General features: G+C 40.9%; 16 protein-coding genes and 2 tRNA genes. 16 read left to right on the forward strand and 2 right to left on the reverse strand.

Annotation, left to right across the window (positions count from 1 at the left end; all coding sequences use genetic code 11):
• The first annotated feature begins 143 nt into the window (after positions 1-143).
• The 4 genes from WMO31_RS10890 to WMO31_RS10905 all read left to right on the forward strand — a co-directional run bounded on the left by WMO31_RS10890 (position 144) and on the right by WMO31_RS10905 (position 1,636).
• Positions 144-232: transfer RNA gene (locus tag WMO31_RS10890), tRNA-Ser, on the forward strand.
• A 31-nt stretch (positions 233-263) separates the two neighbouring features.
• Positions 264-353 (forward strand) — tRNA-Ser (locus WMO31_RS10895).
• Between the two features lie 226 nt (positions 354-579).
• The gene (locus WMO31_RS10900; protein ID WP_181979504.1) at positions 580-732 is read left to right on the forward strand and encodes a hypothetical protein; all 153 of its coding nucleotides are present in this window, start codon (positions 580-582) and stop codon (positions 730-732) included.
• Between the two features lie 103 nt (positions 733-835).
• Positions 836-1,636, forward strand: a complete 801-nt coding sequence (locus tag WMO31_RS10905; protein ID WP_367999709.1) for an SDR family NAD(P)-dependent oxidoreductase — start codon at positions 836-838, stop codon at positions 1,634-1,636.
• A gap of 84 nt (positions 1,637-1,720) precedes the next feature.
• Here WMO31_RS10905 and WMO31_RS10910 read toward each other — a convergent pair whose 3' ends face one another.
• Positions 1,721-2,806: a YeiH family protein gene (locus WMO31_RS10910; protein ID WP_367999710.1), complete on the reverse strand. Its 1,086-nt coding sequence runs from the start codon at positions 2,804-2,806 to the stop codon at positions 1,721-1,723.
• 113 nt (positions 2,807-2,919) lie between these two features.
• Here WMO31_RS10910 and WMO31_RS10915 point away from each other — a divergent pair, with 113 nt between their 5' ends.
• The 12 genes from WMO31_RS10915 (at position 2,920) to WMO31_RS10970 (ending at position 14,389) form a co-directional block, all read left to right on the forward strand.
• A complete protein-coding gene (locus WMO31_RS10915) occupies positions 2,920-3,777 on the forward strand; it encodes a LysR family transcriptional regulator (protein WP_367999711.1) in 858 nt (285 codons plus the stop codon).
• A gap of 109 nt (positions 3,778-3,886) precedes the next feature.
• Positions 3,887-4,762 (forward strand): dipicolinate synthase subunit DpsA, encoded by an 876-nt coding sequence (gene dpsA, locus WMO31_RS10920; RefSeq protein WP_367999712.1) that lies wholly within the window; start codon positions 3,887-3,889, stop codon positions 4,760-4,762.
• On the forward strand, positions 4,759-5,331 hold the full coding sequence (locus WMO31_RS10925; RefSeq protein ID WP_303807113.1) for a dipicolinate synthase subunit B: 573 nt from the start codon (positions 4,759-4,761) through the stop codon (positions 5,329-5,331). The genes dpsA and WMO31_RS10925 overlap by 4 nt, the downstream gene beginning before the upstream one ends.
• A 119-nt stretch (positions 5,332-5,450) precedes the next feature.
• Positions 5,451-7,100, forward strand: coding sequence for a leucine-rich repeat protein (locus WMO31_RS10930; RefSeq protein ID WP_367999713.1), 1,650 nt, complete (start codon positions 5,451-5,453; stop codon positions 7,098-7,100).
• 123 nt (positions 7,101-7,223) lie between these two features.
• On the forward strand, positions 7,224-7,754 hold the full coding sequence (locus WMO31_RS10935; RefSeq protein WP_117883125.1) for a hypothetical protein: 531 nt from the start codon (positions 7,224-7,226) through the stop codon (positions 7,752-7,754).
• Positions 7,755-7,818: 64 nt separating this feature from the next.
• Positions 7,819-9,090: an O-acetylhomoserine aminocarboxypropyltransferase/cysteine synthase family protein gene (locus tag WMO31_RS10940; protein WP_303693142.1), complete on the forward strand. Its 1,272-nt coding sequence runs from the start codon at positions 7,819-7,821 to the stop codon at positions 9,088-9,090.
• Between the two features lie 57 nt (positions 9,091-9,147).
• Positions 9,148-9,846 carry a 2-C-methyl-D-erythritol 4-phosphate cytidylyltransferase gene (gene ispD, locus WMO31_RS10945; RefSeq protein ID WP_367999714.1) on the forward strand — a complete coding sequence of 233 codons (699 nt, stop codon included), beginning with the start codon at positions 9,148-9,150 and terminating at the stop codon, positions 9,844-9,846.
• A gap of 19 nt (positions 9,847-9,865) precedes the next feature.
• The gene (gene ispF / locus WMO31_RS10950; RefSeq protein ID WP_367999715.1) at positions 9,866-10,339 is read left to right on the forward strand and encodes a 2-C-methyl-D-erythritol 2,4-cyclodiphosphate synthase; all 474 of its coding nucleotides are present in this window, start codon (positions 9,866-9,868) and stop codon (positions 10,337-10,339) included.
• Between the two features lie 81 nt (positions 10,340-10,420).
• The gene (locus tag WMO31_RS10955) at positions 10,421-11,569 is read left to right on the forward strand and encodes a D-alanyl-D-alanine carboxypeptidase family protein (protein WP_367999716.1); all 1,149 of its coding nucleotides are present in this window, start codon (positions 10,421-10,423) and stop codon (positions 11,567-11,569) included.
• A gap of 181 nt (positions 11,570-11,750) precedes the next feature.
• A complete protein-coding gene (locus WMO31_RS10960) occupies positions 11,751-13,088 on the forward strand; it encodes a glucose-6-phosphate isomerase (protein ID WP_015522771.1) in 1,338 nt (445 codons plus the stop codon).
• 35 nt (positions 13,089-13,123) lie between these two features.
• On the forward strand, positions 13,124-13,540 hold the full coding sequence (locus tag WMO31_RS10965) for a hypothetical protein (protein ID WP_015522772.1): 417 nt from the start codon (positions 13,124-13,126) through the stop codon (positions 13,538-13,540).
• A gap of 120 nt (positions 13,541-13,660) precedes the next feature.
• Positions 13,661-14,389 carry a M23 family metallopeptidase gene (locus WMO31_RS10970; RefSeq protein ID WP_021883263.1) on the forward strand — a complete coding sequence of 243 codons (729 nt, stop codon included), beginning with the start codon at positions 13,661-13,663 and terminating at the stop codon, positions 14,387-14,389.
• Positions 14,390-14,681: 292 nt separating this feature from the next.
• On the opposite strand, the gene WMO31_RS10975 is transcribed toward WMO31_RS10970, so the two are convergent.
• A complete protein-coding gene (locus WMO31_RS10975) occupies positions 14,682-15,314 on the reverse strand; it encodes a cytidylate kinase-like family protein (RefSeq protein WP_117848195.1) in 633 nt (210 codons plus the stop codon).
• Positions 15,315-15,809: the final 495 nt, after the last annotated feature.

Here is a 15,809-nt window from a genome sequence, read left to right on the forward strand (position 1 = left end):
TGATGGCTTGCGATTTGTCAAGAAATTGGGAAATTTTCTTATTTTACTGAATATTCAAAAAAATTAAAAATAAGTGTTGACAAATGGAGAAACTTGTGCTAGAATAAATCTTGCTGAAATGCTGAAAGGCAAGATGAGCATACGGAGAGGTGTCCGAGTGGTTTAAGGAGCTAGTCTTGAAAACTAGTGATCCCGCGAGGGACCAAGGGTTCGAATCCCTTCCTCTCCGCCATTTTATTTTATAGTGAATTTAAACTTCACACGGAGGATTACTCAAGTGGTGAAGAGGCTCCCCTGCTAAGGGAGTAGGTCGCTAACGCGGCGCGAGGGTTCAAATCCCTTGTCCTCCGCCAAGAAAAAAGCACTTGCTTTTGCAAGTGCTTTTTTCAGTGAAATAAATCCAAAAGGATTTGTGAAATACCTATCGGTGTGAAATATGGATTCTCCATGTGAAGTGCCTGACAGCGTGAAAGGATTTATTTTATTTCACTTTCTGCGTAAGCAGAAAATTTCACAATACAATAGTATTATTTCACATACGAAGTATATTTCACTTGTTATAAATTAAAAGAGGTTCGTATGGCTGAATCAAAGCTTAGAGAACTATCAATTGATTTATATAACCGGTGCGGCACTATTCGCAGAATATTGGTTGCATCTATTAATACTGCAAAAGAAAATTTACAAAAGGAAAAGATTAATTCAAAATCAAAACCCAATATTTCCGTATAATAGCATTACCCGATTGACACCAAACTTAATAACTGGTAATATGAGGCTGTGAGAATATTTGTATTCTTGCAGCATATTTTTTTACCAAAAGGAGGATGGATTAATGGGATTTTTATTAGGAAAGACCGCTGTTATTACGGGCGGAGGAAGGGCTGTTCTCAGCGACGGAAGTTGCGGTTCAATCGGCTACGGCATTGCTGTTGCTTATGCAAAAGAGGGTGCAAACCTTGTTGTTACAGGCAGAAATGTCAAAAAGCTTGAGGATGCCAAAGAAGAGCTCGAAAGACTTTACGGAGTAAATGTGTTGCCTGTTCAGGCTGATGTCAGCAAAGACGGCGATAACGAAAAGGTTGTTCGGAATGTTGTTGACAGAGCTGTTGAAACATTCGGCGGAATTGATGTCTTGATTAACAACGCTCAGGCTTCTGCGTCGGGTATTACGCTTGCTGATCATACAACAGAGCAGTTTGACCTTGCTGTTTATTCGGGATTGTACGCAACCTTCTATTATATGAAGGCTTGCTATCCGTACCTTAAAAAGTCAAAGGGAACGGTTATAAACTTTGCTTCGGGTGCCGGACTTTTCGGAAACTTCGGTCAGTGTGCATATGCAGCCGCAAAAGAGGGAATAAGAGGTCTTACAAGAGTTGCCGCCAACGAGTGGGGCAAGGACGGAATAAATGTCAACATTGTCTGTCCGCTTGCATGGACTGCTCAGCTTGAAAAATTTGAGCAGGCTTATCCCGACGCATTCAAGGCGAATGTAAAAATGCCGCCAATGGGACATTTTGGTGATGTCGAAAAAGAAATCGGCCGTGCCTGTGTTGCACTTGCATCACCTGATTTCAAGTATATGAGCGGCGAAACCATTACCCTTGAGGGTGGAATGGGACTCAGACCGTAGTTTTATTTTAAGAAAAACCGTGACAGGTAATAACTTTTGAAAAATAAAAGACAGCCGATGTGTGAAATTCGGCTGTCTTTTTTGTTACAGATTAGATGAAAAAATACCGGTAAGCTGCTGCACTCCGATTGACACGGCAGAAATTGCTATCCAACAGCAAAAGCCTAAAATAATCGGTTTTGCACCGCTCTTTATAAGTTTTACTATGTTTGTGTTAAGTCCGATTGCACCCATTGCCATTGAAATGAAAAATGTTGCGAGCCATTTCATAAGCGGCACAAAACCATTGCTGTAAAATTCTGTAAAAGAACATTGCGGAATGAATCCGACAAGTGTTGATACAAGTGACGCTCCGATAAAAAAGAGGATGAACCAGGGGAAAATCTTTTTGAATGAAAATGATGAACCTTTTGCTCCGATTGATTTTGCCTTGTGTGTTCTGTAAATTGCAAGACAGAGTGTTATCGGAATTATCGCAAGTGTGCGTGTCAGTTTTACGGTTACTGCTGTTGACAAAATACCGTTTGCATTCCAGATTTTTTCAGCAGTTGCGGCGGTTGCGGTTACGGACGATGTGTCGTTTACAGCTGTTCCTGCAAACACCGCAAAGCCTTCTGTGCCAAAGCCGACAGCGTGTCCGAATGTCGGAAAAATGAGCGCCGCAAGAATATTGAACAGAAAGATAACCGAGATTGATTGTGCAATTTCCTCGTCATCGGCATCAATTACCGGAGCTGTTGCCGCAATTGCAGAACCGCCGCAGATTGACGAACCTACCCCGATAAGACATGCTGTTTTAGGTTTGATTTTTGCAATTTTCATAACTGCAAATGCTGTTATGAGGGATGTTGAAATTGTGCTTATAATCACAGGCAGACTCTTACTGCCTACACTTGCAATTGTACCGAGATTAAGCGAAAAGCCGAGTATGATTACAGCCCATTGCAGAATCTTTTTTGAGGTGAATTTTATTCCGCCAGAAAAATATTTGTTCGCAGAAAATTTCGGCGCTAAAAGCGTGATTATCATTCCAATTATAATTGCCGCAACAGGTGCGCCTATCAGCGAAAACGAAAACGAGCCGATTTGAACAGTGCTGAAAAGCTCCGCAAATGCCGCAATTACGGCACATACAAGGATTCCGCCAAAATTTGTTTTGATAAATTTCATTGTTTTACCCTTCCCGAATTTATTTTGCCTGTTGAGTATAACACGAAAGTATGATAAAATCTAATTATTATTTAAAATGATATGATAATCAAAATTTATCAGAGGGGTGCAATATGATTGATTACAGGGTTAAAACATTTCTGGCACTTTGTGATTTTATGAATTACAGAAAAACGGCACAGATTCTCAATATGACACAGCCTGCCGTTACTCAGCACATACATTTTCTTGAAAATCAGTACGGCTGCAAGCTGTTTGACTATGACCGACACAGCTTAAAAATGACGAGAGAGGGAATGCTGCTTAAAAGATATTGTGAGTCGGTTATGTATCAGGAAGAAAAGCTGTTTGAAAAGATTAAGTCGGGTGAAAAACGACTTGTGCGGTTTGGTGCGACAAAGACAATCGGAGAATATGTTATCCCGGAACAGGTGGAAAGATTTTTGCAGCTGCCCGATTACAATGTTGAAATTGAGATTGACAACACAAGGTATCTGCTTGATAAACTGAAAAGGGGTGAACTTGACTTTGCGTTGATTGAAGGATTTTTTGACAGCAACGATTTTTTGAGCAGAGTTTACCGTTCGGAAAATTTTGTCGGGGTATGCAGTAAAAATCACAGATTCGCAAAAAAAACGATTTTGCCCGATGATATTTTTACCGAACATCTTTTTCTGCGTGAAAAGGGTTCGGGAACACGAAATATTCTTGAACAGGTTTTGTCGGAGCATAACAGAACAACAGGACATTTTGCGAGAGTAACCTGCATAAACCACTTTACGCTTATGTCAGAGCTGATTGCAGATAACCTTGGAATAACTTTTGCTTATGAGGTTATGCAAAAGAGCTATTCAAGCCTTGCACCGTTTTATGTTAAGGGGTGGAATATTGTGCGTGATTTCAATTATGTTTATCTTGATTCCGCTGATTCACTTGAAATTCTTGAAGCCTTTGACAATCTTTCCGAATAGTCAAATTTGGACAGCTTTTGCTGTCCTTTTTTCTTTCACAGTTTCACACACAAGAACACTCGGCATAATATGAGGGTGTAGAGAATAACTTGATTTACGGGTGTTGTGTATGAAAAAGAGCGACATAAGAACATTTGGCATAATCGGCGGTGACAAGCGACAGCTTTTTCTTGCAAAATCAATTTCTGACAGTTGTTACGATGTTTTGCTCGGCGGATTTGACAGCCTTGAAAGCTACGGTTCATTGAGCCTTTGCAATGTTAAAAAGGCAATTTCGGAAAGTGACGCATTGATTTTTCCGTTGCCGTCAATAAGGACAGACGGAAGTCTTAACACTCCGTTTTCAAACGAGAACATTTTGCTTGACGGTGACGATATTGAAATTATCCTTAAAAAGCCTATTTTTACTACGATGAAAAGCAGATTTTTAAAGGCATATCCAAGGCTTTCCGACGGTGAAATTTTTGATTACGGAGCAAGAGATGATTTTGCAATTCTCAACGCATTGCCTACGGCAGAGGGTGCAATTGAATGTGCAATGAGAGAATATGAGGGTACGATTTCGGGCAGTAAGTGTCTTGTGACGGGATTCGGCAGAATCGGAAAAATTCTTGCTCGCAAGCTTGTTTTACTCGGAGCAAATGTTACCGTGAGTGCAAGAAAGCCGTCAGACCTTGCATATGTAAAAGCACTCGGCTACAATGCACTTAATACGGAAAATCTCAGAACGGTAAAGCGGTTTGACATTGTTTTCAACACAATTCCGAGGTTGATTTTTGACAGGGAACTTCTTATGAATACCGACACAAACACCCTTATTATAGACCTTGCGTCCCTGCCGGGAGGGGTTGATTTTGATACCGCCGAAAAACTCGGAATTTATGCCGTTAGGGCATTGTCGCTCCCCGGAAAATGTGCTCCGAAAACGGCAGGAGAAATTATAAAAACTACTGTATTTGACATCATCAAGGAGGTTTACAGGTGACAAAAGCAACCATAGGATTTGCAATGTGCGGTTCCTTTTGCACCTTTTCAAAGGCTTTTACGCAAATGCAGAGGCTTGTTGACTCAGGCTATGATGTTATTCCGATAATGTCGCAAAATGCCTTTTCAACATCAACTCGTTTCGGAAAAGCGGAGGAAACGGTAAAGAGGGCAGAAGAAATAACGGGCAAAACTGTTCTGCACTCGGTTGTGCAGACAGAACCGATAGGACCTAAAAAAATGTGCGACTTGCTTGTGATTGCACCGTGTACGGGCAACACGCTTGCAAAGCTGTCGCTCGGAATTACCGACACGGCGGTAACAATGGCGGCAAAGTCGCATCTGAGAATTTTAAGACCTGTGCTGTTGTGCGTTGCAACAAATGACGCTCTCGGTGCGTCGGCACAGAACATCGGCAGACTTCTCAACACTAAAAATATTTACTTCGTTCCTTTAAAACAGGACGATTGCATCAAGAAACCAAATTCGCTTGTGGCTGATTTTGATAAGCTTGAAGATTGCGTAACTCTTGCATTGCAGGGAAAACAACATCAGCCGATTTTTTTATAACAGAACAACAGCCGTCTTGAAATGCAAATTTTCAAAACGGCTGTTATTTGAGTTGACAATTAAAAAATAGTGTGATAACTTAAAGTATAGTATTTCTGCTGAACAGGAGTGGGTATTTAATGAGAAAAAGAGTAAACAAAATTATTTCTGTTGCACTATCGGCAACTCTTGCGTTCGGTGTGTTTACAGCATTGCCGATGTCGGCAAATGCGGTTGTATCAACGGCAAGCGAGGTAAGTGCGGAGGCAATTCCAAAACATGAGCTTTATAAAAGCTATACATATGGCGGATACAAATATCGCATTGTGGGTCAGAAATCAAACGGAAGATTTAACGCGTGGATTGAATCTTATTCCGGTAAGTCTGCAAGCGTCAATGTTCCTGCGTCAGTCGGTGATTGTGATATGGTTGGCATTGACAACAATTGTTTTTCGTTTAACAAAACTTTGAAAACAATTATTGTTCCCAAGGGCATTGCTGAAATTGGTTCAAGTGCATTTCTCGGCTGTACCGCACTTACAAGTGTAAGCCTGCCGAGTACACTGACAAAAATAAATTTTTGGGCATTTAAAAATTGTACAAGCCTTTCGACACTTTCAATTCCGTCAAGCGTTGTTTCGATAGGTGATAATGCATTTGACAATTGCCTTTGGTACACAAATCAATCTGACGGAATTGTTTACGCAGGAAAAGTTGCGTATAAGTACAAGGGTAAGCTTGCGGATAACAGCTCTGTTACGATAAAAAGCGGAACTGTTTCAATAGCCGATTATGCCTTTACGGACCAAAAGCTTACATCAGTCACACTTCCGTCAAGCCTTGTTTCAATCGGTGAACAGGCGTTTTCATACACTAATCTCAAAACTGTGACAATTCCGAAAAGTGTAAGCTCAATGGGTTATAATCCCTTTGCGTACTGTTCACAGCTTTCAAGCATTACGGTTCAAAGCGGAAACACAAACTTCTATGTTCAAAACGATTTACTTATCGCCAAGAATCATATGTATTCAGTAACAAAAGATATTACTGATCCTGATGCACCTTCTACGGAATCAAGAAGCTACACATCTTATGCTCCGTACGGCTCGGTTGTGATATCGTTACCGTCAGCATCAACGCTGAAAACTGTTACAATTCCCGAAACGGTTAAGGCAATAGGCAATTATGCTTTTGCAGGAAGTAAAATCGAAAAGCTTACTTTGAACAGCGGACTTGAATCTATTCTCACATCTGCTTTTTCAGGTTGCACAAACCTTTCATCGGTGAGCTTTTCCGACAGTATTATCAGCATTTGCGACCGTTCGTTTGAGGAATGTACTTTACTTAAAAATCTGAAATTCGGCAAAAATCTTGAATTTATTTCATACTATGCCTTTTATAACTGCCAAAATCTTCAATCGGTGACAATCGGGGAAAATGTAAAGGCAATTTGCTGTGATTCATTCGGCAATTGCAATGCTCTTGTAATTAACGGTAAGATTGGATCAACAGCAGAAACCTTTGCCAAAAAGTACGGCTACAAGTTTAATTCATCAGAAACCACAAGACTTAAAGGCGATGTTGACAATAACGGTATTATTAATGTAGTTGACGCTACCGATATTCAGAAATATATTGTTAATCTTACAGATGAAAATGGAAATAAGTTTATTGATGTCAACAATGCGGAAGATGTGTATGTCGCAGATGTAAATGGTGACGGCATTATCAATGTTGTAGATGCAACGCTTATTCAAAAGTATATCGTAAGACTTGTGGAGTCACTTTGATAACTTTAGTTTATAACAAAACTGCACAAAAATTTATGGATAAAGACAGCGTGGGGTATTGCTCATGCTGTTTTTTTGTGTTAAAATTGTAGATAACAAAATGAAATAACGAAGGATTTGTCTATGAAATATTGTTCAAAATGCAAGCGACTGCATAATGATGAAGAAACAGTCTGCAAAAACTGCAAGGCTCAGCTTAAAACAATAACCGATGAAAACACTCCCGTGTATCTGCTCACGGCATCGGGCTTTGAATTGCAGAGAGTTAAAGCCGCACTTGAGGACAGCACCGTTCCGTGTGACGCTACAATCAAAAAGTGTATGGAAAACAAGTACAGCAAAAGCATTAAGGCATACACAGGCTATGATGATTTGACCTATGATGTCTATGTTCCGTATTCGGCTTATGAAAAGGCGTTCGACACCTGTGTCGGAATCGGCGCAATCAAGCTTGAGGGCGAAGAAATTCTTGACGAAGATGTTGAATACACCGAGAATGACGGTGAAACGCTTGACGAGCAGTTTGAGAAAATGACGGGTGCAAAGCGTACAACCGTAAGAATTGTCAGCGCATTACTGCTTTTGCTTATAGTTGCAGGCGTTGTGCTCGGAACAGATGCAATAATGAATTTTATTAAAGAATTTTTCGGATAATTCGGTATCCGATTTTGAGTTAATATTTAGTTAAAATAAATGAAATTACGGAGGATTTTTTACAATGAAACAGGAAACAAAGTGTTTGCATTCCGGCTATGTGCCTAAGAACGGAGAACCAAGACAGATGCCCATTTATCAAAGCACCACCTTTAAGTATGATTCAAGTGACGCAATGGGCAGACTTTTTGACCTTGAGGACAGCGGATATTTTTATACCCGTCTGCAGAACCCGTCAAATGATATGACTGCCGCAAAAATTGCCGACCTTGAGGGCGGTGTTGCCGCAATGCTCACATCAAGCGGTCAGGCGGCGAACTTCTTTGCACTTTTCAACATCTGCGAAACAGGCAGCCACATTGTTGCATCGTCTGCAATCTACGGCGGTACATATAATCTGCTCGGTGTTACAATGAAGAAAATGGGCATTGATGTTACTTTTGTCGATCAGAATCTTCCCGAAGAAGAGCTTGCAAAGGCATTCAGACCAAACACAAGGGCAATGTTCGGTGAAACAATAACCAACCCGACCGTGTCTGTTCTTGATATTGAAAAGTTTGCAAGACTTGCTCACTCGCACGGTGTTCCGCTTATTGTTGACAACACTTTTGCAACCCCTGTCAATTGTCAGCCGATTAAGTGGGGTGCTGACATTGTTACTCACTCAACCACAAAATATATGGACGGTCACGGTGTTTCTGTCGGCGGTGCAATTGTTGACAGCGGCAACTTTGACTGGCTGAAATATGCCGACAAATATCCGGGACTTACAACTCCTGATGATTCATATCACGGCATTGTCTATGTCGAAAAATTCGGCAAGCTCGGCTACATTACAAAGGCAACTTCTCAGCTTATGCGTGACCTCGGTTCAATCCAGTCACCGCAGAATGCTTTTTATGTTATGAACGGTCTTGAAAGTCTTCATGTGAGAATGGAAAGACATTGCAAAAATGCTCTTGAAATTGCAAGATTCCTCAAGGCTAATGACAAGGTTGCGTGGGTTGATTATCCCGACCTTGAAGATGACAAATATCACGCACTTGCTGAAAAGTATCTTCCGAACGGCTCATGCGGTGTACTTTCTTTTGCGGTTAAGGGCGGAAGAGATTGTGCGGTTAAATTTATGGACAGTTTAAAGCTCTGCGACATTGAAACTCATGTTGCAGACGCTAAAACCTGTATTCTTCATCCCGCAAGCCACACCCACCGTCAGATGACGGATGAACAGCTTATTGAGGCAGGTGTTGCACCCGACCTTATCAGACTTTCGGTAGGTCTTGAAAATGTTGATGATCTTATTGCCGACATCAGTCAGGCTCTTGATAAGATTTGATTTTCTTTAAAAGAAATTATACATAAAATTGCAAAATAAATTTACGGAGGGTTGAATATGTCAGCTTTTGTATCTGCGGTTATTGTTGCGGCAGGCGGTTCTGTGAGAATGGGAATTGCCGACAGCAAGCAGTTTATTCCGCTTTTGTCACGACCTGCAATTGAATACACCCTGAAGGCGTTCCAAAAATGCCACCTTATCAAAGAAATTGTAATTGTCTGCCGTGAACAGGATAACGACAGAATCAATAAAATTATCGAGCTTAACGGTTTCAACAAGGTTTCAAAACTTGTCAAGGGCGGTGACAGCCGTGCCGACAGCGTGCGTAACGGAATCGGTGCGTGCAGTGAAAACGCCAAATACTATGCTATTCATGACGGCGCAAGACCGCTTATTACCGTTGAAGAAATTGAGCGTGTTGTTGAGGCGGCTTTTGATACGGGTGCGGCAACTCTCGGAACTTCCGTAAAAGATACAATCAAGGTTGTTGACGGTTTCAATAATATAGAAAGCACTCCTATCCGTTCACAGCTCCGTGCTGTTCAGACTCCGCAGGTTTTTGAGCGTGATCTGTACCGCTTTGCTCTTGAAAATGCCGGCGATAATATCATCAACTTTACAGACGATTGTTCGCTGATTGAAAACATGGGCGGCGAGGTTCTTGTTGTAAAGGGCAATGAGGAAAATATTAAACTGACAACCCCGATTGACATTGTGATTGCCGAGAGTATTCTCAAGTCAAGACAACATGGTTGATTGTGCAAAGGAGATTTATATGAGAATCGGTCACGGATATGATGTGCATAAATTTGCCGAGAACAGAAAGCTGATAATCGGCGGTACAGAGATTCCCTTTGAACTCGGACTTCTCGGTCATTCGGATGCCGATGTGCTTGTTCACGCAATTATGGATGCACTTCTCGGTGCGGCGGCTCTCGGTGATATCGGAAAGCTGTTTCCCGATACAGATGAAAAGTATAAGGATGCAGACAGTATTCTTCTTTTGAAAGAGGTGTGCCGTGTGCTTGCCGATTATAACTACAGAATTGTCAATATCGACTCAACCGTTATTGCTCAACAGCCAAAGCTGAAACCGCATATTGACGAAATGAGAAAAAATATCGCCAATGCCTGCGGAATTGATATTTCGCTCGTCAGCGTTAAGGCTACTACCGAGGAAAAGCTCGGCTTTACAGGTAGACTTGAGGGCATTTCCGCTCACGCAGTTTGTCTTATTGAGAAGTATTAAAAAGTTACAGCTTCAAAAAATGCACATATTTTATTACATACATTCGACACCTTGTTCATATTAATGAACGAGGTGTTTTTTATGTTAAGAAAGGCATTTGTTTCAATAACATTGTGTGCTGTGCTTTTATTGTCGCCGTTTGTCGGATTAAAAGTGAATGCTCTCAGTGCGGACAGCATATCCGCTCCGTCTGCCGTGCTAATGGAATCGTCAACAGGCAAAGTTCTTTTTGAGAAAAATCCGCATGAGCAAAGACCGTGTGCGTCCGTAACAAAGGTAATGACGCTTTTGCTCGTCTTTGAGGCTGTTGACAGCGGAAAATTAAGCCTTGACGATGAAATTACTGCATCAGAACACGCCGCAGGAATGGGCGGAAGTGACATTTGGCTTGAAAAAGGCGAAACCATGAGTGCGGATGATATGATAAAGGCAACGGTTGTTGTATCTGCCAACGATGCGGCGGTTGCGCTTGCGGAGCATATCAGCGGAAGTGAGGACGCTTTTGTTGAAAAAATGAACAGCCGTGCCAAAGAACTCGGAATGAACGACACCGTTTTCAAAAATTGTAACGGACTTGACGAGGAGGAGCATATAACCTCTGCCTATGATGTTGCGCTTATGTCAAGAGAGCTTACAAAGCATGAGAAAATTTTTGACTACACATCAATTTGGCTCGATAATCTTCGTGACGGTAAAACTCAGATTGTCAACACGAACAAGCTGTTGAAAACCTATAACGGAATTACGGGATTGAAAACAGGCACAACCAATGATGCGGGTTGCTGTATGTCTGCAACCGCAACAAGGGGAGATGTTTCGCTGATAAGTGTTGTTCTCGGCTGTAAAACAGGCAAAGAGCGATTTGCAGATGCGGCGGCACTTCTTGATTACGGCTTTGCAAATGTTTCTGTAAAAGAATTAACACTTCCCGAAGATATGCCGAAAAGCATTGAAGTGAACGGCGGTATGGCTGACAGCGTAAAGCTTGAATGTAAGGTTTCTTCAAAAATAGTGGTTGACAAAGGAAACGGTGCTAAAATTACAACCGAAATCGACCTGCCCGACAAGATTGACGCTCCCGTTGAAAAGAATAGAAAGATAGGTACGCTTACATATCTTGTCAATTCAAAAAAGGTGCAGAGCTTTGATATTTGTGCAGGCGATTCTGTTCAAAAAACAAGCTTCGGTGCATTGCTTGAATATGTGTTCGCTTCACTGATTTCGCTTTGATTTTGTCGGAAAATCAAGCGTTTGTGCATTGTTATTAAAAGCAGTGCAAAAAACAATGTGGGTTTATTTTAAAAATTCACAAATTGACCTTGCAAAAACGCTCATATTATAGTATAATAAAACAACAAAGATACTTATTGCGATTCTATTTTCGCTATAGGAATTTTGGAGGAATTTATAAATGGCAACAAAGTTAAATGACAAGTATTTAAGTGATTTTATCGGCGAACACGAATATGACGGTGTTGCTGCCGAAGTTAAAGCAGCTCACAAGGTGTTGCATGACGGCAGCGGCCTCGGCAACGACTTTTTGGGTTGGCTCAATCTTCCTACAGATTATGACAAGGAAGAGTTCGCACGCATCAAGAAGTGTGCAGAGAAAATCAAGAAAGATACTGATGTATTCATTGTAATCGGTATCGGCGGTTCTTACCTCGGCGCAAGAGCGGCTATTGAATTTCTTTCATCACAGAACTACAACCTTACCTGCAAGGACACACCGCAGATTTTCTTCACAGGTAACTCAATCAGCTCATCTGCACTTGCAGAAATCATGGAGCTTTGCGAGGGCAAGGATGTTTCCGTAAATATGATTTCCAAGTCAGGTACAACAACCGAGCCTGCCATCGCTTTCCGTGTGTTCCGTGAAATGCTCGAAAAGAAGTACGGTAAAGAGGGCGCAAGAGAGCGTATTTACTGCACAACTGACAAGGCTAAGGGTACACTCAAGGCTCTTGCCGACGAAGAAGGTTACGAAACATTTGTTGTTCCGGACGATGTAGGCGGCCGTTTCTCGGTTCTCACAGCAGTAGGTCTTCTTCCTATCGCAGTTTCGGGTGCTGATATTGACGCTCTTATGCAGGGTGCCGCAACAGCTCAGAAAGAATTTGACAACGATGATTTAAAGACAAACGATTGTTACAAATATGCTGCAATCAGAAATATGCTTTACCGCAAGGGCAAAACTATGGAAGTTATGGTTTCTTATGAGCCGGCTTACACAATGATGTCAGAGTGGTTCAAGCAGCTCTTTGCAGAGAGTGAAGGCAAGGATAACAAGGGTATTTTCCCCGCAAGCGTTATTTTCTCAACAGACCTTCATTCACTCGGTCAGTACATTCAGGACGGCAGACGCACAATGTTTGAAACTGTTGTTCTCTTTGATAAATGTAAAAAAGAAGTTACTCTCGGTACAGACCCGACAAATGTTGACGGTCTTAACTTCCTTTCGGGCAAGACAATGGGATTCGTAAATCAAAAGGCTTTCGAGGGTACAGTTCTCGCTCATAATGACGGCGGTGTACCGAACATTGTTCTTAATGTTCCCGAAATGAACGAATCAGAGCTTGGCTATCTCATCTACTTCTTTGAGAAGGCTTGTGCTATTTCAGGTTATATGCTCGGTGTTAATCCGTTTAACCAGCCGGGTGTTGAAAGCTACAAGAAGAATATGTTCGCTCTTCTCGGCAAGCCGGGCTATGAGGATCAGAAGGCTGCTCTTGAGGCAAGACTCGGATAATTTCTTAATAAAGTATAACAACGGAGGAACTAATTATGGTTACTTTACTTATCGGTAAAAAAGGAACAGGCAAAACTAAAAAGCTCATCTCTCTTGCTAACGAGGCTGTTGCCGCTTCAACAGGCAATGTTGTTGTAATTGAAAAAGGCTCAAAGCTCACATATGACGTTACACATAAGGCAAGACTTATTGATACAGAGCAGTATCTCATCAGCGGTTATGATATGCTTTTCGGTTTTATCAGCGGTATCTGCGCAGGCAACTATGATGTTACTGACATTCTCGTTGACTCAACATTCAAGATTTGCCCCGAGGCTCTTGCAGGCCTTGAAACCTTCACAAAGAAGCTTCAGGATCTTGCCGAAACTGCATCAACTAACATTGTTCTCCTTATTTCTGCTGACGAAAGCGAAATTCCGGAGTCAATCAATGCTGTTTGCAGAAAAGTATAATTGATACTAATTGATACTTAAAAACAAACTTATCCCTCTCGTTTTTCGGGAGGGATTTTTGTATATACAACTGTATAAATTTAGCACCTCAGTCAATAATAGAAACGGAGGTGCTTTTTTATGAGCGATTATTATAACAACAGAAAGAAAAAACGCAGTCGCCGTGAAAAAATCGGATTTTACACGGCTTGCTCAATTTGTCTGATTGCCGTTTGCATGGCGGTGTACTCAACCTACAATACATTATCAGTGCCAAGTGCAAAAACTCCTGCCGCAACTCAAAGCAATGAAGTTAAGGTTAATGAAAATGTCACAGGTGTAACCCAAACCTTGCCCGAGGTTAAGCTTGATGTTGAAGTTCCTACCATTGCGGCAACCGAAGAACCGTCAACAAATCCGACAGAAAGTTCAAAAAACGCTCTTGAAACAATGCTTTCAACAGATTTGAGCCTGAACTATCCGCTTAATTCAAACAATGTTGTTCGTGAGTACAGCGAAAAAAGTGTTTATTTCAAAACTTTGAATGTATGGAAACCGCACACGGGAGTTGATTTCGGCGGCAAACTGGGCGATGATGTAACCGCAATGACGGGCGGAGTAGTTACTAATGTTTGTGAGGATAAAATGCTCGGCAAAATCGTTGAAATTTCAACCGACAATGTCATATGCAGATATTGCGGACTTGGCTCGGTTGATGTAAACAAGGGCGATTCAATCGATGTCGGGAAGAAGGTCGGTACAATCGGCGCAGTCCCCTTTGAGGCAGGGGACGAAAACCATATACACATTGAAGTGAAGATTGATGGCAAGTACGCCGATCCGCTTTCTTTTATAAATAACAATGAATAATTGCGATTTTGACGCATACAATATTAATGCAAGCCCTCGTTTCGTTTTAAGGGGCAACAAAAAAGGCGGATACTTTTGATTAAGTATCCGCCTCTTTTTTGATTTTATGTCAATGATAAAAAAATCACGGTAAATAAATTAAAATTCTGTCCGAAAAGCGATTATCTTTCACTCTCGTGCCATTCTTCGTTACCAAAGATAAAATCATCAAGATCCATAATGACAAATTTCATATAGTACACCTCCTTAATAAAACAATATAGTATATTCAGGAAATGCTCGAATATGAGTGTTATTTTTTATTTGAGTCACAAATATTGATGTAACTTATAATAATGTCAACGGCCTGATCAACTGTAATGTTAGTGCTGTTAAGGCACAAATCATAGTTATCTGCAAGACCCCATTTTTTCCCTGAATAAAAACTATAGTAATTTGCTCTGTTCTTGTCTGCCTTCAAAACTGCCTGTTTGGCTCTGGCAGGGTCAATGTCCTGTCTGTCAACAGCTCTTTTAATTCTCTTATCAAGATCAGCATAAATATATACCTTCACAAGCTTCGGATTATCTTTAAGAACATAGTCGGCGCATCTACCGACAACAACGAAATTTTCCTTTTCTGCAAGCTGCTTGATAATCTTGTGCTGTAAAATATAAAGACGGTCATTAACCGGCAGGTCGCCCACTGAAGAAAAGTTGTTACCGTAATTGTACAGTCCCACAGACAATGAATACAAAAGACTGTTGGTAGCTCTTTCGTCAGCATGCTTGAATACCTCGGGAGATACACCACTCTCTTTAGCGGCAATAGAAATGAGCTCCTTATCATAAAACGATATACCAAGCTTCTCGGCAAGTGCTTTACCGATATCGTGTCCGCCTGAACCATACTGTCTTGTAATGGCGATAATTCTGTCAAAACTCATAACCAAACCTCCCGGTATTTGCAATTTGTAAAGGTAGGTAGCTTAAACACCAAGTAGCAGGATGCCAAAACTATATCGCTTTACATATACTATAATAACACATTTTTGCGAAAAGTCCAGTCTGTAAAAACAAATTTTACGAAATTTGTACAAAATGAACAAATAAGTCTTATCCCAATTATATAAATGCACAATATAATTGGGAGTGAAATTACATTTAAAGGATAAGAACAAATTTCTTTTTACATATATATGTATATGAAGAGGGATTCAGCGTGTAAAAAGCAGGATAATAGTGAAAAGGCATTAAAAATAAGATAGAATAAATAATAATATAGAAAATTTGCCGATAATGTAAAAAAGATAAAAAAATTGTCAAAAAGGGGTTTACAAAAGATAGAAGTGCTGATATAATATTAACTGTTGCGCTGAGAGGCGAGGCAAACAAGAGAAAACACAGACGGTGAAAGAGTGTAGAACGCACGGAAGTGGAGA

This window comes from Ruminococcoides intestinale, from assembly GCF_040095935.1.
Lineage (GTDB): Bacteria > Bacillota > Clostridia > Oscillospirales > Acutalibacteraceae > Ruminococcoides > Ruminococcoides intestinale.